Here is a 21,361-nt window from a genome sequence, read left to right as displayed (position 1 = left end):
TGGTTTGGGCACCGCAAGTAGGTTTGTGAGCAGCAGAGGCCTAATGCACAAGTAGTTGGATAGAGGGAAACGCCAAGCCCGGTTCATGCTATACAGCAACCGAATAGGCCACCTCGCGGTTGGTTTACTGAGCGTAAGCTCAAAGCTGCCTTTAGGGCCAGATACGCGCATTTCTGCCTACATTTGGAAAGAGCGACTCTGGTTGCTCCTTTCGCCGTTCTGCCTCTGCCACAACCAATTCCCTGCTATGTCTGCTGCTTTTAAGTGCCGCGCTGGTTTGCGTCTTTTTCTTGTATTACTCAGCAGTAGCGTGGGCATAGCAGTGAGTTGGGGCCAAAGCAAGCCAGCCCTGCTCAAAGCACGCTTGGCCCCGGGCCTGGAGCTGGCCCGGGCCGCCCGCACCTTACGCGTAAGTGTGCGCGACCAAGCCGCATTCCGGCAATGGCTAACCCAAAAATATCCGCAGGCAACGGTAGTGGCAGAACCCGGGCACCCGAACCTGCTCCGCGTACAAGGCGCCACCGCCAGCGCGTTGGCGGCTTGCCCCACCGTAACGTTTGTAGAGGCCGCCGACCGAGTAGCACAGCCTGAGCGCCAACTTAACGGCGCCGACCTCACCTTGAATAAGGTATCGACCACGCACGCCCGCTACCCCCAGCTCACGGGCAAAGGCCTGACCGTCTCGGTAAAGGAAGACCCTTTCGATATTGAGGATATCGACTTCAAAGGCCGCCTGGTTAACCCCGATCCGCAGGCCAAGCTGCTGAACTCCCACGCTACGATGATGGCCACCCTGATTGCGGGCGGCGGCAACTCTTCGCCGAATGGCAAAGGCGGCGCGTGGCAGGCCCGCATTGCCCAGTCCAGCTACGATAACCTGCTGCCCGATGATGGTGCTACCCTGGCGGCGCAGGGCGTATCGGTGCAAAACCACTCGTATGGCGTGAGTGTTGAGAACTTTTACGGCCTCGAGGCTCGTGCTTACGACCAGCAAGTGCGCCAGTACCCGGCGTTGCTGCACGTATTTTCGTCGGGTAACTCCGGCACTCAGCCAGCCGCGGCCGGACCGTATGCGGCCCTAAGCGGGGTAGCCAACCTAACCGGGCAGTTTAAAAACTCGAAAAACACGCTGAGTGTGGGTGCTACTGATGCCCTAGGACAGGTAGTGCCGCTAAGCTCCCGCGGCCCCGCCGCCGATGGCCGCGTGAAGCCGGAACTGGTAGCCTTCGGCGATGGCGGCACATCCGATGCGGCCGCCCTAGTTTCGGGGATCAGCCTATTAGTGCAGCAGGCTTACCGCGACCAGCGGGGTACCGTGCCATCAGCATCCTTGGTGAAAGCTGCGCTGCTGAATGCGGCTGATGATACCGGGCGCCCGAACGTTGATTTTGTGGCGGGTTACGGTCAGGCGGATGCACTGGGAGCCGTGCAGGCCATTCTGGAAAACCGCTACGCCGAAGCCACCGCCACGCAGAACCAGGAGCGAGTGTTCATGATTACCGTGCCCGCCGGTACGCACCGCCTGAAAGCCACTCTGGCCTGGACCGACCCAGAAGCCGCGCCCGATGCCAGTCCTACTCTCATCAACGACCTCGACCTCAAGCTGACCAATACGGCCACCAATCAGCAGTGGCTGCCCTGGACGCTCAGCACCTTCCCGCACCTCGATTCGCTGGCATTGCCGGCCCGTCGCCGCCCTAACCACCTCGATAACACTGAGCAAATTACCCTGGATCTGCCCGCTGCCGGTACCTATGAGCTGCGGGTGCGGGGTTTTGGGGTGCCGCAGGGGCCGCAAGCATTTAGTCTGGTGTATGAGTTCGAGTCGGGCCTGACGTGGGTGCACCCCTCGGAGGCCCGAAACGTGCGGGCGGCGGAGTCGGCCTGGCTGCGCTGGCAGTGGGCCGGGCCGGCCACGGCGGCTCGGCTCGAATACCGGCTCGTAAACCAGGCTACCTGGACTACCCTTAGTCCATCCGTAAACCTTCAGGAGCAAAGTTTCCGCTGGGCCGTGCCGGAAGCAGTAGAAGGTATGGCACAGGTGCGGCTGCTTACCGGTGCCGGCGCCGTAGCCTCCGATACATTTTTCATAGCCCGCCCCCTAGCCCTAAATGTGGCCTATACCTGCCCTGATGAAACCTTACTAACCTGGGCCAAAGTGCCCGGCGCTACGCAGTACCAAGTGTATGTGCTTGGGGCTACGAACCTGCAGCCTTTCCGCCTGCTCCCTGATACCGCCTTGTTTCTGACGGCGGCTCAGGCGGCCGCCCAGTACTATGCGGTTGCGCCGGTAAGTGGGGGTAGGGTAGGAGAGCGGGGGAGTATCAGCAACGTCACGCAGGAAGCCTACGGCTGTTATATCCGTTCCTTCCTGCCCCAGCAGCTTGTAACCGACACGGTGCGCTTTAACCTGAACTTGGGTACTACCTACCAGCTTAGGGCCGTGGTGCTGGAGCGGCGTAATGCGGATGGCTCTTTTCAGCCGGTGCAAACCCAACGGTTAATTGCTGGAACCAGCCTAGTACTTACGGATCCGGCCCCGGTACCCGGCCGCTCCGAATACCGCGCTAGCGTGGTGCTGGCCAGCAACCGTACTTTCTATAGCCAGACTGAAGAAGTGTACTTTATTCGCAACACCGCCGATGTGCAGGTGTATCCGGTGCCCGTAACCAGTGGTGAGCCGCTGAACTTGGTTGGCCCCCGCGACCAGCCCCTGCACGTGCGCCTGTTTGACATGACCGGCCGCCTACAGCGCGATGTACTCACTGAAATCGGAACCATTCAGCCGTTGGATACGCACGGGCTCCAGCCCGGAACATACTTGCTGCGCATAAGCACTCCGGGCGGCCGTGAGGTTACGCGCCGGGTAGTAATCCTGTAAGTATAGGCGTTGAGGAGGCTTCTGGATGGTTTGTAGTAGAAACCACCCTAGGCGAAACCATGCCTGTACCTCCCTGGCGCTTGTTTCGGCTTAGCTTTCTGCAAGCCGAGTTCAGTAGCTTTCATACTTATATAGCTGGGTCGAAGGCCGCGCCCAGTTATAGATAGTGAAACATGTGATGCAGTGTGAACAGCTGGTGTAAAGAGCGTACTGCTTGATCTAGCGTCCGCGCAGTCGCAGCATCTCGCGTGCTGATGTTGTCAAACCAACCGTCCTGCTGAGCTTGCCGAAGCATCTCTACCCCTTCGTTGCAAAAGGCCTAGGCCTGTTGGTTGGTCAGAGGGAGAGATGCTTCGACAAGCTCAGCATGATTAATTGATTTCGCCTCCAAGCAATGACCACTTCGGCTTCACTTCTACCAGGTACTCTGAGTAGCCAAACCTCCCAAACTCGACAAAACAAAAAGCCCCGGCTCTGGGAAGAGCCGGGGCTTGGTTTGCGACTAGCGGAGGGCTAGTACACGTAGTTCAGGGCAGTTACGTCGTTCGTGTTGAACGGACGGTTAGCACCGGAGCCGATGCAAGCCAGCATCCAAGAGTTCGGATCTGGGCCCGATGGCGTGCCGGGGATGTAGATAGCGCCTACCGTGCTGGCACCCTCGTTTACCGCCGAACCACCGCAGCTATACTGACGGCTCATGTAGTCGGTGTGACGGAAGCCGATGCAGTGACCCACTTCGTGCGCCAGAATGGTAGCAATGTAGGTAGAGGCGTTGGCCGTGCCGATAGCGCCTACGTTCACCGAAACCGAGCCGTAAGGATTACCACCCGACGGGAAGCCAGCCGAAGCCAAGTAGCTAGAACCGGAAGGAGCAGCAGTCATCACAATGTTGCCACCCGAAGTAACACGAGCAAAGCGTACCCGCAGGTTTTGCGCGTTGTAGCGGCGGATCAGCTCATCAGTAGCCGTGATGTAAGCCGAAGGCAGGCTAGTGGAAACACGGATGGTGAGGGTGCGGGGCAGGCCGCCAACCAGGTTCGTGGTGCGGTACTGCTCGGCGTCACCTACGCGCAGCATCTTGTAGTCGGGGGTGCTAGCCAACATTTCGTTGGTCAGAACGATGTCGCCTTCAACCAGCACACCGCCTTCAACCAGCTTGGCGCCTTCTGCGGTAAAGCCCAGGGCTTTAATCTGGCCGATGGTCTTTTCTGAAACTTCATTCTTTACCTGAACACCGGCTTCTTCTTGGCACGAAGACAGGGAAAGGGTGGTGGCTGCGAGCAGCGCAAGGGGGGCGAGGAATCTGAGTGTTTTCATTAGGGTTTGGTTGTGGAGTAGTAAAAGAACGAGGTAAACTTAGGGTATTATTGATGATATTTCAAAATTGAGCCTGTATAATTATCATAATTATATACAATGGCCTGTATCGTTACTTTATTCCTAAAAGTGGAAAAAAGCACTAGCTTGCCTCCTTTTTGCACCTGCAGAATGCAGGAGTAGCTGCTGGCTTATCGGTAGGAAACCATGTAAAAACGGCTTTGGTTAAGGGGGTACCTAGTATTGCGCTGGAGTTCTCATTTTAGGAAAAAGCGCGTTTATGACTCAGTTCTGCCACTTCAGCATACCTGATCCTGGGCCGCTCTATTTTCCTATCTTTGTCCATAACCGTTTTCACGCAAAGGCATCGCCTTCGCTTTACCTATAGATCTTTCAAGCCGTGGCTTGCACATCCTGCTCCTCCTCCGGCGGGGGCTGCTCCACTACTTCTGCTCAGGGCTGCGGCTCTAAAGGCAGTTGTAGCAGCGGCTGTACCCGCCTTAATGTATTCGACTGGCTCCAGGACCTGGATATGCCCAGTGATTTTAAAGAATTTGACCTTGTGGAAATCCGCTTTAAAGGCGGCCGCAAGGATTTTTACCGCAACAAAAGCCGCTTACCCCTTATTACCGGCGACGCCGTTGTGATTGAAGCCGCCGGCAATGGCTGGCACTTGGGGCACGTTTCGCTGAAAGGTGAACTGGTGCGCCTCCAGATGAAAAAGAAGAAGGTGCCCGAAGACTCCAAGGACATCCGCAACATTCTGCGGGTAGCTACAGAGCAGGATGCCGAGCGTTGGCAGGCCGTCCGCGACCTGGAAACCGGCACCATGTTTAAGGCCCGGGCCGTGGTAGATGAGCTGCGCCTGAAAATGAAGCTCTCGGATGTAGAGTACCAGGCCGACCGTACCCGCGCTACGTTCTTTTACTCAGCCGATGACCGGGTTGACTTCCGCGACCTGATTAAGCGCCTGGCCGATGAGTTTCGGGTGCGGGTAGAAATGCGCCAGATTTCGTTGCGCCACGAAGCCGGCCGCCTCGGCGGTATTGGCTCCTGTGGCCGCGAGTTGTGCTGCTCTACCTGGCTCACCGACTTCAAGAGCGTAAGCACCACCGCGGCTCGCTACCAGAACCTGAGCCTGAACCCGGCTAAGCTTTCGGGCCAGTGCGGGCGCCTTAAGTGCTGCCTCAACTATGAGTTGGACACGTACTTGGATGCCCTGAAGGATATCCCGCAGGTGCAACGCCCTCTGCTGACGGAAAAAGGCGAATACACGCTTCAGAAGACCGATATCTTCAAGAAGAAGATGTGGTTTGCCGTGCGTGGCGACAATAACTGGGTGGTAGTGCCCACGGAGCGCGTGCGCGAAGTACTGGAACTGAACAAGCGCGGCGAAAAGCCCGAAAGCCTGTTGCAGCCCGTGCGGGAAGAAGAGAAAGCGCCCGAGGTTACGGCCATTGTAGAAGGCTCCCTAGAGCGCCTCGATGACAAAATCAAGGCCTCGAAGCGCAGCAAACGCGGCAAAAAGAAGAAAGAGCCAGAAGCCGCTGCCCCCACCGGCGAGCGGGTTTCTCGCTCGGGCCGTGGTGCTAGCACACGTGCGGCCGCCGTGGAGGTGGTTTCTCCTGACCCTTCTGTCAGCAATGAAGCTGATGCTCCTGCCAACAGCGAAGAACGGGCTCGTCCGCGGGGCGCGGCGGCCCGGCCGCTGAACCGCCGGGGCCGCGGCCGTGGGGAAGGCAAGCGCTCTGATGCTGCCCGCTCCGCCGATGGAACCGCTCCGGCTTCGGATGCTCCGCGTCCGCCGCGTGGCGACTCAGGCCGAGCTGCACGCAATGCTTCCGATACGCCCGATGCTGCTGGTAACCGGCCCGCCGGCGAGGGTGGCCGTAGCCGCTCGGGCCGCCGGGGGGCACGCCCTTCGCGGGGCGGAAGCGCTGATGCTTCACCTCCAACGGCTTCTTAAGTAATGCTGAGTATGCGCGCACTCCCTCGCCTGCTGCCGGCCTTACTAGGCCTTGCCTTGCTGACAACCGCCTGCGACCCCAACCAGGTGTATGAAAAAAACATTGATCTGAAGTCGCCGAGCGGCGAGCCTTATGTATGGGCCGTGCAGGAAAAGCCCACGTTTGAGTTTGATATTCCGGACACCACGCAGCGCTACGATATTTACTTCAATATCCGCAACGCCGCCGATTACGAGTATTATAACCTCTACGTGAAGCACACGCTCACGGGGCCCGATGGCAAACCTGTGTCGAGGTTGCTGCACCAAATGCTGCTGCTGGATCCGCAAACCGGCGAGCCCCACGGCCACGGCACCGGCGACATCTACGACCATCAGATTCTGGCCCTGCCCAACCAGCAGTTTCGCCAAACCGGCACGTATAAGATCATGCTGGAGCAGTACATGCGCCAGGATCAGCTTCGGGGAATTATGGCCGTGGGCGTGCGGGTAGCTAAAGACGCGCCCGGCAAGTAGGTAGTCTAGCTCGGTTCCCGATAAAAGCAAAAAGCCTCATCAGATGCATCTGATGAGGCTTTTTCGGTAGGTACTACCTGCGCTAGATGCGCTCAACCTTCACGGCGTTCTGACCTTTTTTGCCGTCGATAACATCAAACGATACCCGATCATTCTCGCGGATTTCGTGCACAAGGCCGGTCTGGTGTACGAAGATTTCTTGGCCATTTTCATCCTGAACGATGAAGCCATAGCCTTTCGATTCGTTGAAAAACTTCACTTTGCCGGTTTTCATAGCGGGGGGTAAGCGGTTGTGGGGTGAAAGAATGGCGGTAAATCTACATGGTTTTCCAGATTGACAAAACCCCTGAGCTCGGAACGTGTGCTCAACGGTTGCGTATGAAAGCCTAATTGTACGCATCCCTACTACACTACTGCCATGGCTGATACCCCGAATTCCACCGACAATACACCCACTACCCCTGCTTCCGGCACCAACCCACCGGCGGCCTCCGCTGCCGGCACACCTGCGCAGAACAAAGCAACGGCCCAACCCGGCGAGCCGGAAAACCAGGAACTCACGCTGCCTGAGTGGCAGGCGCCAGCCAATACAGTAGGGCAGCAACCTTTCGCTCACGACCCCAACCATTACCAAAATGAAGTAGCCGGGGCCAGCCGCGGTGAGTTTGGCCGGCAATCAGACCTAGGCACTACCCAGGGGGGCTACGGCAATGAGCTAAGCCGCGGCAACGCTACCTACGCTGGCTCTCTCGATACGCCCGCCGCTACCACCGGCTACATCGGCGAGCGGGAGCAGCGCCCAGGTGGGTTCCCCGATGCGGGCAACGGGAGCTTTGGTACGCAGCCGGTTGGAGCTGCCATGCCAGCTAGCTCGGCCGTAGGCCCGGAATTCGCGAACGATAATGCTGCCCCCAAAGGCCCCGACTCAGGCTATGCTGATTCGTATGGTACCTCTTCCTTAGGCGGCGGTACTACCGCTGGTGCGCAGCCCAACTCTACGCACCGCAACCAGCAGGAAGATTATTTGCCAAACCGCCCAGAAGGTGGGCCGCAGGGCCAGCAGACCGGGGTAGCGCCTTCCAACAGTAGCCAGGGCACCCAAGAGGCCGATGCCACGCCTACTTCCGGCTCTCGGAGCGGCTACGATGCTGCCCCCGGCACCAGCGCTCAGGGCAGCGAAGAAAGCGGCTTCGGCACCAAAGGCGGCTCCTACAACGACGAATACGACTCGGCTACCCCCAATGACACTGCCGACGGCTCGCCCTCCCGCGGTGACTACAACCGGCAAGATGCCGCCCAAAACTATGGCGGTGCTTCTGACGACCGCACTGGAAAAGACAAAGGCGCAGACTATGGCCCCATGCCGGGCCGCACCAGCACCCCCGACTAGGTTCTCATCGGCCTCAAACCCTGCCGCCCGGCTACGTACGTTGCGTAGCCGGGCGGTTTAGGTTAGGGCTTACGGGCTGCCGAGAACAGCTTGCCTTTTTCGTTGCTGAAAATAAAATCCTGGTCATTCACGAAAACCAGGGCTTCGGCTTGCCCGGAACTGGGCAGGTTCAAGCAGGTTTTCAGGCCATCGAAAAGCCGCCGGCCGGGTAGCCGCTCAAACAGATATACATGGCCGTAGCCCAGCAGCGCCACGCGCTTGCCATCGGGGCTGATGTCGGCGGAGGTTACCCAACTGGTGAGTTCCAGGCTGTCGGTGAGGCGAGCCGTGTGGCGGCCGGGCCGGGCGGGTAGCACGTACTGCTTTACCCATTGGCCCTCGCCCCGGTTTTTGGTGAACAGGTACAGGCTGTCTTGATAGTAATAAAAGGCTTCGCAGTCGAAGTTGCGGTTAGGCTTGCGGGGCGGAAATGCCCGCTGATCGGAGTAGCTGAACTGGATGGTATCTACCTGGTCTAGCTTGGGGCCGCTGAGCCGGTAAATGCACAGGTTGCGGCGCTTGTTCTGGTTGTTGCCAAAGTCGCCGACGTAAATCCGGCGCTCATCGTCTTGGGTCAGGTCTTCCCAATCAATATTCGGAAGCGGCGCTAGGTCAACGGATTGCAGCAAGTCGCCTTGCTGCGTTACCTTGTACAGCCGCGAGGAGTTACCGCCATCGGCATTGGTCCATAGGTCGCCTTCGGGACTGGCGATTTCAATGCCCGAGCTTTCGGCCACTTTCTCTTTGTCAAGCCGCCCGAGCTCCTCCACAGTATACTGGTCCGTGATGGTGGCAAACTCGCCTCGGCCTTGGTCGCGAGAGCATCCACATAGCACCGAGTGCAAAAAAACGAACACCGGAAACAGCTTATCGCGCAGTAGATAGAGCATAGGGAAAGGCAAAGGTTAGCCAGAAAACAACCCAAAAGTAGGCTGCTTACGCAGTGCAAGCTGAAGCAGCCGGCCCGGAGTGTGCTTATCTTAAGGTACAAGCTTTGCTATACCCGTGAATATAGGGTTCAGCAACTTGGCAGGCCTAGTACCTAAATGGGTTCCGGTTTCAGAAAGAAATAGGGGTAGTACGGAATCCTATTCACTTCTTTGCATCAGCATGTAATGTCATGCTCCCCGCCATATTTTATGAAATTTCTACTGACCTGTAAACCCTGGCAACTCATACTATTCCTGCTAGGAGGATTTATTCTGGTGCCAGTTATTGCAACGGTCATACTTACTGTCGGTACTGCCGAACTGCTACCGATTACACTTCCGGTGCTGGCGGTGCTGAGCGTGGTGCCGTTTTTTTGCTGGCTCTACACCTTGGCTACCAACCTGCACACTAGGCTCCCGGCAACAGCCAACCTCAATCTAACGCGGTTTAAGATGGCGTTATTCTTCCCGGTGGTTTATCTGCTGATGGTGTGTAGCGTTGGGTTCTGGGTGGCCTCAACAACCAACGGAGGAGCACCGAATCTGGCCCTCTTGGCTCTGATAGTGCCCTTTCACCTGCTCTCTATCGGGTTCATCTTGTATAGTTTGAAGTTCACAGCCAAAGCCCTGAAATCTGTTGAGCTGCAAGCGCCCGCGCACTTGGGTTCGTATGTGGGTGAGTTTTTTATGCTCTGGTTTTTCCCAATTGGTCTTTGGGTGCTACAGCCCCGCATCAACCACCTGTTTTCAGATGCAGAAGCGGAACAGCAGTTTCAGCGGCTTGCCTAGGCTCCGCTGTAGCGCAAAGCGTTCCGGGAGCTACACAGGCTCCAGCAGACTATTTGGCGAAAAATACGCTTTCCTGAACCAGCGTTGGTGCACAAGGGGGCCGGAAAGGCCTATCTTGTAGAACTGTCGTGTCTATATCCGGCACCATTCCCCGTATGCGTTTTCTGCTTGGTGTTCTCCTGCTGTTTCTCTCAGGGCCGGTTGCGTGGGCCCAACAGTTCGCTCCCGCTTCAGACTCGGCAGCTGCTTCCATGATAGGCGTATCGTCTGCTCCGCCTGCTTGGCGACGAGCCATAGTATGGCGTACGGCTATTCCGGTTTCGTTGATTGGACTTGGATATATAAGCCATAACGAAAATCTGCTGGATGAGGTGAAAGAGGAGATGTAGCACGAAACGCGGGAGGCTTTTCCGCGCTTCCATACTCATTTCGATGACTACTCGCGCCACCTGCCCATCGTGGCGGCCTACGCCATGCAGGCTGTGGGATTGCACGGTGAGCGGGGGGTAGTGCCTTTCACTGTGTGCTATGGGCTTGCGCATGTACTGAGCTCAGGGGTAGTTACGCATCTCAAACAGTTGGGCCATACTGGCCGCCCCGATGATCCTGCCGATTTCAGTTCTTTTCCCTCCGCCCATACTGCCGAAGCCTTCCTGACAGCCACGCTGCTACACGAGCAGTTTGGGCGGGAGCATCCGTGGGCATCCGTGGGAGGTTTCGGGGTGGCAGCGGCCACCGGCGCCATGCGAATGCTCAACAACCGACACTGGGTTACGGATGTATTGGCCGGGGCGGGGGTAGGGTTTTTATCGGCCGAAGCCGTTTGGCGCTTATATCCCGTGGCTGCTCATCTGCTGCCCACCCGGGTTGGGCAGAAGCTGCTTCTGCTGCCGATGTATTTTCCGGGCGGAGCTATGGGTGTTTCGGTAGTGGTGCGCTAGGCTATTTCACCACCAGATAGGGCTGCATTTTTTCAAAAGTGGCTTCATCCAGAATGCGAATCTGCCGTAGATCGGAGGCTTGGCGGAAGGGGCCGTGCTGCTGCCGGAAGGCAACGAGCACCCTGGCCAGCCGTTTGCCCACGTACGGATGCGCCTGCAACACCTCAAACGAGGCGTTATTCACGTCCACGAGTTGGGGCATGAAGCCTGTGGCCACAAACGTGTATTTGCGCAGGCTGTCCACGAGGTCGGGTGCGTCGCGCAGGGAGTAGATTTCCGCTACCTGCTCTTCGCGCAGAAAGCCACCCAGGCGCTGCCGGTATTCTACTACCCGCCGCGCATAGCCGCGCCCAATGCCCCTAATCTGCATCAGTTGCGTGGTATCCGCCGAGTTCAGGTCAAAGGCAGTCAGGTGCGCAGGCTTGCGCGGAAAGCGGTCGGGCTTCTGCTCAAACGGTTGCCGCTCCGGGTAGGGGCTATGGCGAGAACCAGCGTAGGAGCGGGCTTCGCGCGGCGGAAGCTGGTCGGGGAGCAGAATGTAAGGCGCCAACCGAGTGTATATGGAATCCTCGAGGCCATACGTGCGGCGTATTTGTTCCTTAGCCCGGAATCCGCCAATGACTTTACCATACTTCACGATGCGCTGGGCTACGTAGTGGGGCAGGCCCCGGGCTTCCCAGTCGGTTTCCGTGAGCAGGTTGGGGTTGAAGGGTGCCAGCGTTACCTGGGGCACCACGGGCCGGCGGGAGTAGCGGCTGGCGTAGGTAGGGCGTGCCGTGCGCCGGGCGGCCAGTTCCGCTGCCCACTGATCGAGCTGCCGCTGGTCAGAAGCCGGGTTGTACTTCGGCAGACTTGGCCGCAACAATTGGGGTAGCGCCAACCATAGCACCATAAGCGCCAGAAGTACTACTAATCCCGAGGTTTCGCGCCTCGAAAAGCCAAAGTAACGCCGCACTGCCCGGTACAGAACCGAAGCCGACGTTCGACGGGCAGTTAAAGCTGGCTTAGGCGGCGCAGCCGGGCGCGGAGCTGACATAGCGAATACGAAATAGGTAACTAATAGTGCGGCGCATGGCACGCGACGTAGCCAGTGTTACAGCGGCGCTTTCCTCAAAATGCGGGCTTGAGAATAGCAGGAAATCAGGAGGCACACAAGCTCAACTACTAGCCCCTGCTGGCAGCCAAACCCGACTATATAGTGCTCAGCAGGTGTTCAGGGGCCGTTTTAAGCACTTGGTGAATGCGCAGAAAAGCGGGCGTTTCGGTACTGAAAATCTAGTTGAGCGGAGCCGGAAAGCAACAGAAGCAATAGCCGCTGGAGTGAGGCGTTTGGCCAAGCGTAGGCACGCGGTTTTTAGGCTAATCAGGCCGCAAACTACCCGAACCGTTGCTGAAACGGTCTGCAGCCCGTATCATTACAGCTGTTTCCTGCCTATTTGCCCGGTACTACTATGAGCGTTTCCCCCCGCCGCACCACTGATTTTCTGGATTCGCTGGCTGCAGATCTGCAACAGGTTCGGGAAATTACTACCCGCCGCTTCCGGCCGCTTACCGATGACCAGCTGAACCGCGGGCCCGGGCCCGGCAAGTGGAGCGTGGGCCAATGCCTAGAACACCTCAACATTGTGGGCGGGTTGTATCTGCCCATTATGAGTCGCAAAATCAAGGCCGCGCGGGAACGGGGCTCCAAACCCAGTGAGCTGGTAGCGCACGGTTTTTTTGGCAAGAAGATGACCGATGCCATGCGGGTGCCAGCCAGCGAAAAAGCCATGAAGTCGCCGCAGCAGTATGCGCCCAGCGGCTCGCGGCTGCCGCGTACCGTGATAGAAGTATTTAGCCGCCAGCTGGATGAGCTGGAAAACCTGATTGAGCAGACTCGCGGTGTGAATGCCAATGCCATCCGCATTCCGAATCCTATTGTGCCGCTGCTGTTACCCCGCCTGACCGATGCCCTGGAGCTACTAGTGGAGCACACCAAGCGCCATGTGCAGCAGGCAGAGCGGGTGCTGGATGCCCGCTAGGTATTCCAAACGGATATAGCCTATTCCAAATTGCCGTTTGCGAACGGAATAGGAGGAGGGGAGTTTTGCGTTCATCCTGACGCTATGACTACTCTCCTCGCTACCACCTCGCGCCTCCACGAACTGCACTGCGCCGCCTGCCACGCGCCGCATTCGGCTTTTACATTGCAGCGTGTTTCTGACTGCTGTGCGCAACCCTTGCTGGCTTCCTATGACCTAGGCGAGCCACTAACCCGCACCGCCGGCATCCGAACGGCCGAAAACTCCATGTGGCGGTACGGCGCCCTGCTACCCCTGCTCGATGAGCGTAACCGGGTAACCTTGGGCGAAGGCTGGACGCCGCTACTACCTCTGCCGCGCCTGGCCGCCCATTACGGCTTTGCCGACTTGCTGCTCAAAGATGAAGGCCAAAACCCTACTGGCTCGTTTAAAGCGCGCGGGCTTGGTATGGCCATATCCAAAGCCAAAGAGCTGGGCGTATCCGGCTGCATTATTCCCACGGCCGGCAACGCCGGGGTAGCCATGGCTGCCTATTGTGCCCGGGCCGGATTGCGCGCGGTAGTGGTGATGCCCCGGCACACGCCCCAGGCATTTCGGGAGGAATGCTACTGGTATGGGGCCGAAGTGCACCTAGTAGATGGCCTAATCAATGACTGCGCTGCCCGTGTGCGCGAGCTGAATGCGGCCGGTGAACTGCTCGATGTATCAACCCTAAAGGAGCCGTACCGCTTGGAGGGCAAGAAAACCATGGGCTATGAAATTGCTGAGCAGCTAAACTGGCAACTGCCCGATGTATTGCTATATCCGGCCGGCGGCGGAACAGGCCTCATCGGCATCTGGAAAGCCTTGCGTGAGATGCAGGCCTTGGGCTGGTTGTCGGCGCACGCCAAGTTGCCCCGGATGGTGGCCGTGCAGGCTGCTTCTTGCTGCCCCTTGGTGGCAACCATATCGGGCCAACAGGCGAATTGCCACAACTACGTAGGGCAGCCAACTATTGCCAATGGCCTGGCGGTGCCACGCCCCCTCGGCGAGCCGCTGATGTTGGAGGTACTTCAGCAATCAAATGGCATGGCCTTAGCCATCACCGACGCACAAATGTTGGAAGGCCTGCGGGAACTGGGCAAAGAGGAGGGACTATTTGTGGCGCCAGAAGGAGCCGCCGTCTGGATGGCCGCCCGACACCTGTTGCATACCGGCTGGCTGCGTCCTGAGGAACAGGTGCTGCTGCTCAACACCGGCTCGGCCCAGAAGTATTTGGAGAATATCGTTGGCCAAGCGTAATCTGCCTCCTGACTTAGTAACGTAGAGTAGGCAGTGCACCTACATAAACGCCTGCTTCACCTGACACGGCCTTGCTGTCAGCGGAAGTAGGCGTTTGCGTTGGCCCTGAAGCCGACTATGCTCAGCAGCATGACGGGCATCTAACTAAGTCCAGGTTTTTAAAGCAATTCTAGTTAGCGAGAAGCGCGAACGGCAAGGGTGAGCAAGAAGAGATTATGCGGTGAAATAAGGCTGAGCTATTGGATGGGAGTAGGGAATAAGCAAAAAGAGAATATAAAACAGGTGGCCGTAATTTTAAGGGTAGTGAGTAAGAATATAGTACGCGTGATGCTGAAGGTGACATTGAGTTGAAAGGGGTATTTGTGAAATATATATCGTTTTTAAGTAGATTGCCCTTGTAAAAGAAGGCTGTTACTTAAAAACGATAGTATGACACCGAAAGTCGCCCCTTTTCGCCCAGGCATTAGTCTGTTCATGCTGGGCACACTCTTGGTATTAGCGCTGGTGGCTGCTTTGGTGCGCGTGCCTCACCCCGCCGCCGTCCCCGGCTCACTCAACGGTGCCGATGTAGCCTGGATGCTGACCGCTACAGCTTTTGTCTTAATTATGACGCCGGGCTTATCGTTCTTCTACGGCGGCATGGTGCGCCCCAAAAACGTTATTAGCACCATGCTACAGAGTTTTGTAGCACTAGGTGTCATTACCGTGGTATTCTACTTTGTGGGCTTTTCGCTGTGCTACGGCGACTCCTGGTATGGCCTCATCGGCGACCCGCGTACGTTTATTTTGCTGCGTAATGTGGGCACGGCGCCGCACCCACTGCTTTCGCCTACCATCCCGTTTATCCTGTTTTTTGCCTTTCAGCTCAAGTTTGCCATTATCACGCCGGCCCTCATCACCGGCTCATTTGCTGAACGGGTTAGGTTTAAAGGATACCTGGCATTCATGGTGCTGTTCAGCCTGTTCATTTATTGCCCGCTGGCCCACTGGACCTGGCACCCCGAGGGATTCCTGCGCAAATGGGGCGTGCTGGATTTTGCTGGCGGTACGGTGGTGCATATCTCGGCGGGCGTAGCGGCGCTGGCGGGCGCCATGGTGCTCGGGCGCCGCTCGGCCAGCCTGCGTAGCACTTCTTTCTCAACACCCAATGTGCCGTATGTACTGCTCGGGACGGGCTTACTGTGGTTTGGCTGGTTTGGGTTCAATGCCGGCTCGGCCCTAGGCGCCAACGAGGTAGCAGCCCTGGCCTTCGTGAATACCAATTTGGCTTCAGCCGCCGCTCTTATTGCTTGGCTGCTGGTGGAGATAGTGCGAGGCGGTAAGCCAACCGCAGTTGGGGCGTGCACCGGCGCGGTGGTGGGCTTGGTAGCTATTACGCCGGCTGCTGGCTACGTCGATTATGGCCAAAGCATCTTGTTTGGGGTACTGGCTGCCTTAATCAGCCATGCGGCGGTGCATTGGCAGAACTCACGCACTACCATCGATGATACCTTGGATGTGTTTCCGTGCCACGGGCTGGGCGGTATTGTGGGCATGCTCCTGACCGGGGTGTTCGCCGATAAAGTGGGCCTGATTCATGGCTCCTTCACCACCTTCGGCTACCACTTGCTAGGCCTGCTGATTGTGGTAACCTACTCGTTTGTGGGAGGCTGGGTGCTGCTGAAAATCACGGACCGCATTTTTGGGTTGCGTGTGAAGCTACAGGAAGAAGAGCTTGGCCTCGACCTCAGCCAGCACGAGGAGTCCACGTACCACATCGACGAAGACTTTGAGCGCACCTACCGCCGGGAGCTAGCCCCCGAAAATGCGTGAACCCCAGCTTCTGGCAGAAGCAAAAGCAAAGTTCATCATAAACACTAGCCCCTCCTGTTGTCTAGAGCCACTCAACGAGTTTTGGGTGGCTTTAGACAGCAGGAGGGGCTAGTAAGTTTAAGAAGACTAGGAAGGACGCAGGGCCATCGTCCAGGTATAAACAACCAACACAAGCAGCAGCAAGCCCAGCACCATAGTGTAGGCGCCAGAGGCGGGGGCAAGCAAGCTGATGACTGAGCCCAGCAGTCCGAGGCCAACCAGCATCACCAGCGTACCAATGGCCCAGTTGCGAGGGCGCGCCGCAATACGCGGCCGCAGCGCCACTACCAGCGGAAACAAGCTGCCTAGCAACCCCCAGCCCGTGGCATCAATCCACCCTATTGACCAGATAGTGGAAACCGCCAGCAGCCCCAGCGCACTAACCAATACCACTGCAAACGCCAGCGCCTGCCGCCGCTGCGCCTCAGAAAGCGCATGCCGGCCGTAAGTATTTAGCAGAAGCAAACCGTTAAACATGGGGTCAGCGAACCAGCTCATAAACACTAGCGGCAGGTACAGCGGCAACAGCACGGGCATAAAGCGCACCAGCACATACAGCCCGATAAACAACAGCTGACGTTTGCCGCCACTTAGCTTTTCCGTCCAGACGGTGAAACGCAGAAACGCACGGTATACCCAGTAGCGGGCTTTCAATGATTCCACTAGGCCTTCGCGGGCGTAGTTGGAGGTAGGCTGCCGGCGCAGGGCGTCGCGGAAGTGCTCTAGGGCTTGGCGGTGGCGGCCGGCTTCCAGTGCTACCCAGCCGGCATCGGCGTGGGTGCCGGCATCGTCTGGGTCGTACCGAAGGGCGGTTTGCAGCGAATCGGCAGCATCTTGGGCGCGGCCGAGGCGGGCTAGGCAGCGGCCGCGCAACCCCAGGCAATCTACGTGCTCGGGGTCATAGGCTAGGCCCATTTCGGCAGCTCGCAACGCACCCTCCCACTGGCCCCGCTGAAACCGGATCAGGCCCAGCGTGTGGTGGTAGTTAGAATCGGTGGGGTCGAGGGCTAAGGCTTGCTCAATAGCTTCTTGGGCCTCCGAAAGCCGTTGCTGGCGCTGGTGGGCGAGGCTGAGCAGGTAGTACGCAAAATCAAACTCGGGCGACAACCCTATGCTTGTTTCAATGTGCTGCTGGCCTTCTGCTAGCTGGTTCTGGTCGAGGAGCGCCATGCCCAGCCACGCATGCGCCAAGGCATCGTTGGGCTCGTTGTGCAGAATGCGGCGCAGCTCCTGCTCCGCCTGCGCCGCCCGGCCCTGGCGCAGTAGCAGTAGGATGCGTTCAGACCAGTTGGTTTGTTCCATAGGGGGTGGCAGTGGCAGGGAAAGTGAAACGCATTAATCGTTGAAGGGGAGCTGAGGAGTTTCCTTTTTGGAAAACCATACCACAATGGAAACTACGAAGGCTACTAAAAGGAATAGAGCAGCAATATCTTCTCTTGATTGTGTATCCAACCAAAGTCGAAACCCAATAACCAGAGCCAGGCACCCTAGTCCCACCAATATCACCAAGAGTATTCGCCAAGCAAGCATCAGGGGAGAGACGTATAGGTCCAGCATCCGCACATCGGGGTGTCGGCGCCACTGCACAGCGGCAATCGCATGCAACAGAATCAGCGGGAGACATCCGAAGGCAATAATGGGGCATAGTACCAGAAGCAGCAGAAGCCATCCTTTGAGCTGGCGCTGCCGGGCTTGTTCTTGTATAGTTGTTGCCCAGTCATCGAAGCGAAGCAATTGCCGCTTGAGCCAGAATGTACGCTTCGCTAGCTGTTCTATGCCCTGGCGTGCTTCCGGATAAGTGGGTTCCAGATGCCAGGCCTGCAGAAAGTAAGCACGTGCCTGCCTCAGCTCGCCCTCAGCCTGTGCTTGCTGCCCAAGCCGAACCAGCAGGGGGAGTAGCTTCTTTTTAGCTCTTTCATCGGTGGGGCCAAGCCGCATGGCCTCCCGAAAGTGCGCTTCGGCTGCAGTAAGCTGAGATTGGTGGAGCTCTTCTTCGCCCTGCAAATAATGCGCAAGCGCTAACGTGGGGTACCAGCGCAGGAGTTGCCCAATGGTTAGGGCCGCGGCCTCTGGCTGATGCAAGTTGCGCAGGGCCCTGATGCGTTGAAACAAGCACTCCTTATGGCTGGGGTTGCTATACAAGCCGAGCTTTGTAGCGGCCAATGCTTCCTCATAGCGCGTGAGCGTGTTCAGGATAACTGCCTTATGCCCGAAAAGCGAAGCGCTGCGCGGATTAAGCCGTAACGCCTCCTCGATGGCGCGCAACGCCTCAAAAGGTTGCTCGTTGCGCAGCAGCGCAACGCTATGGAAATAGTGGGGGTCAGGTTGCTGTGGGTCAAGAGAAATGGCTTGCCGAACCGCCGTCAATGCCTCTGCATGACGGCCGGGCTGGTGAAGTAGCACCAGTCCGAGCAATTCGTGCCCGGCGGCTTCCTCCGGATGAGATGCCAGGCGCCTCCGCACGAGCTGCTCCGCTTGCTCCGGGCGGTGCACGGCCAGCAAGTGCTGCACCGCTTCCTGCCACCGGCTGTTCTCTACGAATTCCATACGCTTTGGCCCTGCAGACTACCTAGGGTTTTTTAATGCCCAGGTACACCAGAATATCGTCGTAGATGCCACCTTCGTTGGAGTAGAGGGCGTAGTTTTTGGCGGTTGCAAACCACTCGCGGGTACTAGGCTTCACTTTGCCGGCAGCCTCCAGCAAGGTGTTTTGCTCCAGCGGCAACGGCTTTCCGGCCTTCATCGACTCGCGCAGGCGGCTTTCTATGGCCACATCAATCACCGCTTGCAGGTCGGCACCAGAGTAGCCGGCCGTTTGGGCCGCTAGCTTGCGCAGATTTACAGTCGAGGCCACGGGCTTGCCTTGCAGCAGCACCTCTAGTACGGCTTCACGGGCGGGCTCATCGGGGGGCGTAACCAGCAGAATCCGGTCGAAGCGGCCGGGGCGGCGGAAGGCGGAGTCGAGTTGCCAGGGCGCGTTGGTAGCCGCCAGAATCAGCACGCCGTCGTTGGAGCGGGTGGCCCCATCCAGCTCCGAGAGAAACTGGTTGATGACGGTGCGGCCAGCGCTCTGGCGCAAGTCGTGGCGGTTGGCGGCCAGGGCATCTACCTCATCAAAAAACAGCACGCAGGGCGCCTGCAAGCGGGCCTGCTCGAAAATCTGGTGCAGATTCCGCTCGCTGTTACCCAGCCACATATCCAGAATATCGTTGATACCCACATGGATAAAACTAGCCTGCACCTCGCCGGCCGTAGCGCGGGCCAGGTGGGTTTTGCCGCAACCGGGCGGGCCATACAGCAGCAACCCACCGCCAGCCGCTTTGCCGTAGGCTTTGTACAGATCAGGAAACTGCAGCGGATGAATTATTTTAAGGCGTATTTCTTCCTTGATGGCTTCCATGCCACCCACATCCGCAAACGTGATTTTGGGGCGCTCCAGCCCGCTAAACAGCGTGTGTTCGATGCTGAATTCTTCGTCCTCGGAACTGCCGGAGCCCTCCTGGCTTGAAAAGGCAATGGGTGAGCCGCCGTGCGCCGGTTGAGCCGTACCGGCGCTACCGCGCAGGCGCGCTAGTAAGTCGGCATCTTCTAAGGTTGGGTTGTGGTGCAGCGCTGCTTGGTAGGCCTCACGGGCCGCAGCGGCCTGGTTGGTATCGAGCAGTAAACGGGCGTGCAGCAGGTGGCCGCGAGCGTGCTCCGGCTTGGCGGCCAGTAGCTCTTCTACCACCACAAAAGCCGCCGACGTCTTACCCAATCCCGCGTAGGTAGTGGCTAAGCCGAGCTGCAGCTCAACGTCATCAGGAGCTTGGCGCAAGCCGGTGCGGTATAGGTCTTCGGCCTCGGTTAACCGGCCCGACTGGCCTAGTAAATCGGCGACGTGCTTGCGAAGAGCCAGATTATCGGGCGAGAAAGCCAGCGCTTCTAGTAAGGGTTGAATAGCAGATGAATCAGGCATAGGTAGCAAAACAAACAGTAGCTGCAAGCTACGGAATGTAGGGCGAAGGCTTGCCTCGAGGTTCGAATTCAAGTGCCAACCAGCCCGCAGCAGAACAGGTTGGCGATGCCTAGCTGCCGAGCTTGCTCAGCACGAATGACGCCAGGAAGCCCAGCACCGTGATGAGACCCGTGAAGTTGTGAGCGGCCTCAAAGGCTTCCGGAATCATGGTGTCGGCAATCATGGCCAGCACAGCGCCGGCGGCTACTGCCATGGTGGCCGCTACTATCTCGGGCGGAAAGCCGCTAAACAAGGTGTAGCCCGCCAGCGAAGCTAGGCCCGATATTATGGCAATGCCGCCCCAGAGCAGAAGTACGTAGCGAGCTGAGCGGCCCGCCCGGCGCATGCCCGAGGCACTGCTTAGGCCCTCAGGTAGATTACTCAGGAAAATGGCTACCACCGCTACCATACTCACGCTACCGCCCGCTAGCATGCTCAGCCCGATAACAATGCTTTCCGGAATGCCATCGAGCAGGGCGCCAACTGCCAGCGCCATGCTATTGTCGTCACCGGCTTCAGTGCCTTCTTTCTCCCCTTTTTTCACCGCTTGCCGTTCGTGCGCTTGGTGCCGGCCGGAGCGTTTGCGGTGCTTGGCGCCGTAGCGGGCCAGCAGCCAGTTGGCTACCGTATAGGCGGTTGCGCCTCCCAGAAAGCCTAGGGCCGTGGCCAGAAAGCCGCCGGTTTTGTAGGCTTCCTCCATGAGTTCCAGGGAGAGAGTTGAAATCAGTACGCCGCTGCCAAACGCCATAATGGCGGCAATAAGCCGCTGGGGCACGCGCGCAAAATAGCCTAGGGCCGCACCCAGCAGCAAAGCTGAACCTGACACTAGGCCCCAAAAGCCAGCCAAGGCCCAGGTAGGAAAATGCATCATAAAAGGAGGGGAGAGGAGCGGGCGCGGCAAGCGCCGCAGTACAGGTATTGCTTCAACGCAAACCTTCGGTGAAGGATACACCCTCGCTACCCCCTACGCCACCCGAAACCGCTCCAGCACCACTCGGAACTGCTCGTCGCTGAGGCCCGCCACTTCTACTTTCTTGAAGGGCGCCGTATGGCCGCTAAGCAGTGTAACGCTGGATTTGCTGACCCCGAATACCTCTGCCAGATAGCCCAACAAGCACACATTGGCTTTACCATCTTGGGCCGGTGCGTCCAGCCGAACGGTTACGGCACCATCGGGGGCTAGCTCCAGCAGGTTGCGGCGGGCGTTGGGTTTGGCTTTCAGGTGCAGAACGGGCACACCTTAAGCGGGGTCGTTGTAGGCATCGTACACGTTCCAGGCCCACAGCACGAAGGGCACAATCAGCGTCCAGGACAGCAAAAAGCCCACAATGCCGCCTACTACCCAAATCAGAATGGCCTTTATGATCTGGCCTTTAACGAGCTGTCCGAGGCCGGGAATAAACACTGAAAGCAGAGCAGGTAATCCGTAGGTTGTTTTCATGAGAA

Annotated in this window: 19 protein-coding genes; 9 read left to right on the top strand and 10 right to left on the bottom strand. The window is 58.1% G+C overall.

Translation table 11 applies throughout. The annotated features are described in order from the left end of the window. Window positions 1-247 precede the first annotated feature (247 nt). Window positions 248-2,881 carry a S8 family serine peptidase gene (locus ACYVHC_RS06685; RefSeq protein WP_460612889.1) on the top strand — a complete coding sequence of 878 codons (2,634 nt, stop codon included), beginning with the start codon at window positions 248-250 and terminating at the stop codon, window positions 2,879-2,881. Between the two features lie 513 nt (window positions 2,882-3,394). Here the strand turns inward: ACYVHC_RS06685 and ACYVHC_RS06680 are convergent. Next, window positions 3,395-4,198, bottom strand: a complete 804-nt coding sequence (locus ACYVHC_RS06680) for a zinc metalloprotease (RefSeq protein WP_460612888.1) — start codon at window positions 4,196-4,198, stop codon at window positions 3,395-3,397. Between the two features lie 400 nt (window positions 4,199-4,598). Between ACYVHC_RS06680 and ACYVHC_RS06675 the strand changes: the two genes are divergently transcribed. Then, the gene (locus ACYVHC_RS06675) at window positions 4,599-6,164 is read left to right on the top strand and encodes a PSP1 domain-containing protein (RefSeq protein WP_460612887.1); all 1,566 of its coding nucleotides are present in this window, start codon (window positions 4,599-4,601) and stop codon (window positions 6,162-6,164) included. A gap of 12 nt (window positions 6,165-6,176) precedes the next feature. Then, the gene (locus ACYVHC_RS06670; RefSeq protein WP_460612886.1) at window positions 6,177-6,680 is read left to right on the top strand and encodes a gliding motility lipoprotein GldH; all 504 of its coding nucleotides are present in this window, start codon (window positions 6,177-6,179) and stop codon (window positions 6,678-6,680) included. A gap of 82 nt (window positions 6,681-6,762) precedes the next feature. Here the strand turns inward: ACYVHC_RS06670 and ACYVHC_RS06665 are convergent, their stop codons facing one another. Beyond that, window positions 6,763-6,954 (bottom strand): cold-shock protein, encoded by a 192-nt coding sequence (locus tag ACYVHC_RS06665; protein WP_045688855.1) that lies wholly within the window; start codon window positions 6,952-6,954, stop codon window positions 6,763-6,765. 144 nt (window positions 6,955-7,098) lie between these two features. Between ACYVHC_RS06665 and ACYVHC_RS06660 the strand changes: the two genes are divergently transcribed. After that, window positions 7,099-8,070, top strand: coding sequence for a hypothetical protein (locus ACYVHC_RS06660; RefSeq protein WP_460612885.1), 972 nt, complete (start codon window positions 7,099-7,101; stop codon window positions 8,068-8,070). Window positions 8,071-8,132: 62 nt separating this feature from the next. On the opposite strand, the gene ACYVHC_RS06655 is transcribed toward ACYVHC_RS06660, so the two are convergent. Continuing rightward, on the bottom strand, window positions 8,133-8,999 hold the full coding sequence (locus ACYVHC_RS06655; RefSeq protein ID WP_460612884.1) for a hypothetical protein: 867 nt from the start codon (window positions 8,997-8,999) through the stop codon (window positions 8,133-8,135). A 249-nt stretch (window positions 9,000-9,248) separates the two neighbouring features. Between ACYVHC_RS06655 and ACYVHC_RS06650 the strand changes: the two genes are divergently transcribed. Both ACYVHC_RS06650 and ACYVHC_RS06645 read left to right on the top strand, forming a co-directional pair. Further along, window positions 9,249-9,827, top strand: coding sequence for a hypothetical protein (locus ACYVHC_RS06650; RefSeq protein ID WP_460612883.1), 579 nt, complete (start codon window positions 9,249-9,251; stop codon window positions 9,825-9,827). A 458-nt stretch (window positions 9,828-10,285) separates the two neighbouring features. Beyond that, a complete protein-coding gene (locus ACYVHC_RS06645; protein WP_460612882.1) occupies window positions 10,286-10,768 on the top strand; it encodes a phosphatase PAP2 family protein in 483 nt (160 codons plus the stop codon). A 1-nt stretch (window position 10,769) separates the two neighbouring features. Here the strand turns inward: ACYVHC_RS06645 and ACYVHC_RS06640 are convergent, their stop codons facing one another. Continuing rightward, window positions 10,770-11,660: a ComEA family DNA-binding protein gene (locus ACYVHC_RS06640; protein WP_460612881.1), complete on the bottom strand. Its 891-nt coding sequence runs from the start codon at window positions 11,658-11,660 to the stop codon at window positions 10,770-10,772. A 559-nt stretch (window positions 11,661-12,219) separates the two neighbouring features. On the opposite strand from ACYVHC_RS06640, the gene ACYVHC_RS06635 reads away from it, so the two are divergent. The 3 genes from ACYVHC_RS06635 (at window position 12,220) to ACYVHC_RS06625 (ending at window position 15,882) form a co-directional block, all read left to right on the top strand. Continuing rightward, window positions 12,220-12,789: a DinB family protein gene (locus ACYVHC_RS06635; RefSeq protein WP_460612880.1), complete on the top strand. Its 570-nt coding sequence runs from the start codon at window positions 12,220-12,222 to the stop codon at window positions 12,787-12,789. A gap of 84 nt (window positions 12,790-12,873) precedes the next feature. After that, a complete protein-coding gene (locus tag ACYVHC_RS06630; protein ID WP_460612879.1) occupies window positions 12,874-14,070 on the top strand; it encodes a threonine synthase in 1,197 nt (398 codons plus the stop codon). A 429-nt stretch (window positions 14,071-14,499) separates the two neighbouring features. Then, window positions 14,500-15,882 carry an ammonium transporter gene (locus ACYVHC_RS06625; RefSeq protein ID WP_460612878.1) on the top strand — a complete coding sequence of 461 codons (1,383 nt, stop codon included), beginning with the start codon at window positions 14,500-14,502 and terminating at the stop codon, window positions 15,880-15,882. A 126-nt stretch (window positions 15,883-16,008) separates the two neighbouring features. Here the strand turns inward: ACYVHC_RS06625 and ACYVHC_RS06620 are convergent, their stop codons facing one another. The 6 genes from ACYVHC_RS06620 to ACYVHC_RS06595 form a co-directional block, all read right to left on the bottom strand. Then, window positions 16,009-17,223: a tetratricopeptide repeat protein gene (locus ACYVHC_RS06620; protein WP_460612877.1), complete on the bottom strand. Its 1,215-nt coding sequence runs from the start codon at window positions 17,221-17,223 to the stop codon at window positions 16,009-16,011. A 33-nt stretch (window positions 17,224-17,256) separates the two neighbouring features. After that, window positions 17,257-18,468 (bottom strand): tetratricopeptide repeat protein, encoded by a 1,212-nt coding sequence (locus ACYVHC_RS06615; RefSeq protein WP_460612876.1) that lies wholly within the window; start codon window positions 18,466-18,468, stop codon window positions 17,257-17,259. A gap of 22 nt (window positions 18,469-18,490) precedes the next feature. Further along, window positions 18,491-19,876 carry an ATP-binding protein gene (locus ACYVHC_RS06610; protein ID WP_460612875.1) on the bottom strand — a complete coding sequence of 462 codons (1,386 nt, stop codon included), beginning with the start codon at window positions 19,874-19,876 and terminating at the stop codon, window positions 18,491-18,493. Window positions 19,877-19,985: 109 nt separating this feature from the next. After that, window positions 19,986-20,786 (bottom strand): ZIP family metal transporter, encoded by an 801-nt coding sequence (locus tag ACYVHC_RS06605; RefSeq protein ID WP_460612874.1) that lies wholly within the window; start codon window positions 20,784-20,786, stop codon window positions 19,986-19,988. 93 nt (window positions 20,787-20,879) lie between these two features. Continuing rightward, a complete protein-coding gene (locus tag ACYVHC_RS06600; protein ID WP_460612873.1) occupies window positions 20,880-21,152 on the bottom strand; it encodes a DUF167 domain-containing protein in 273 nt (90 codons plus the stop codon). A gap of 3 nt (window positions 21,153-21,155) precedes the next feature. After that, window positions 21,156-21,356: a hypothetical protein gene (locus ACYVHC_RS06595; RefSeq protein WP_460612872.1), complete on the bottom strand. Its 201-nt coding sequence runs from the start codon at window positions 21,354-21,356 to the stop codon at window positions 21,156-21,158. Window positions 21,357-21,361 lie beyond the last annotated feature (5 nt).

The organism is Hymenobacter seoulensis (assembly GCF_054780535.1).
Note: the sequence above shows the minus strand (reverse complement) of the source record. Positions and strands in the feature narration are given on the sequence as shown.

Bases quoted from the DNA above. Each gene is read 5' to 3' on its own strand.
- ACYVHC_RS06605 (WP_460612874.1), bottom strand. From the start codon at position 20,786: ATGATGCATTTTCCTACCTGGGCCTTGGCTGGCTTTTGGGGCCTAGTG.
- ACYVHC_RS06610 (WP_460612875.1), bottom strand. From the start codon at position 19,876: ATGCCTGATTCATCTGCTATTCAACCCTTACTAGAAGCGCTGGCTTTC.
- ACYVHC_RS06615 (WP_460612876.1), bottom strand. From the start codon at position 18,468: ATGGAATTCGTAGAGAACAGCCGGTGGCAGGAAGCGGTGCAGCACTTG.
- ACYVHC_RS06655 (WP_460612884.1), bottom strand. From the start codon at position 8,999: ATGCTCTATCTACTGCGCGATAAGCTGTTTCCGGTGTTCGTTTTTTTG.
- ACYVHC_RS06680 (WP_460612888.1), bottom strand. From the start codon at position 4,198: ATGAAAACACTCAGATTCCTCGCCCCCCTTGCGCTGCTCGCAGCCACC.
- ACYVHC_RS06625 (WP_460612878.1), top strand. From the start codon at position 14,500: ATGACACCGAAAGTCGCCCCTTTTCGCCCAGGCATTAGTCTGTTCATG.
- ACYVHC_RS06635 (WP_460612880.1), top strand. From the start codon at position 12,220: ATGAGCGTTTCCCCCCGCCGCACCACTGATTTTCTGGATTCGCTGGCT.
- ACYVHC_RS06650 (WP_460612883.1), top strand. From the start codon at position 9,249: ATGAAATTTCTACTGACCTGTAAACCCTGGCAACTCATACTATTCCTG.
- ACYVHC_RS06630 (WP_460612879.1), top strand. From the start codon at position 12,874: ATGACTACTCTCCTCGCTACCACCTCGCGCCTCCACGAACTGCACTGC.
- ACYVHC_RS06660 (WP_460612885.1), top strand. From the start codon at position 7,099: ATGGCTGATACCCCGAATTCCACCGACAATACACCCACTACCCCTGCT.
- ACYVHC_RS06620 (WP_460612877.1), bottom strand. From the start codon at position 17,223: ATGGAACAAACCAACTGGTCTGAACGCATCCTACTGCTACTGCGCCAG.
- ACYVHC_RS06595 (WP_460612872.1), bottom strand. From the start codon at position 21,356: ATGAAAACAACCTACGGATTACCTGCTCTGCTTTCAGTGTTTATTCCC.
- ACYVHC_RS06640 (WP_460612881.1), bottom strand. From the start codon at position 11,660: ATGGTGCTATGGTTGGCGCTACCCCAATTGTTGCGGCCAAGTCTGCCG.
- ACYVHC_RS06665 (WP_045688855.1), bottom strand. From the start codon at position 6,954: ATGAAAACCGGCAAAGTGAAGTTTTTCAACGAATCGAAAGGCTATGGC.
- ACYVHC_RS06685 (WP_460612889.1), top strand. From the start codon at position 248: ATGTCTGCTGCTTTTAAGTGCCGCGCTGGTTTGCGTCTTTTTCTTGTA.
- ACYVHC_RS06670 (WP_460612886.1), top strand. From the start codon at position 6,177: ATGCGCGCACTCCCTCGCCTGCTGCCGGCCTTACTAGGCCTTGCCTTG.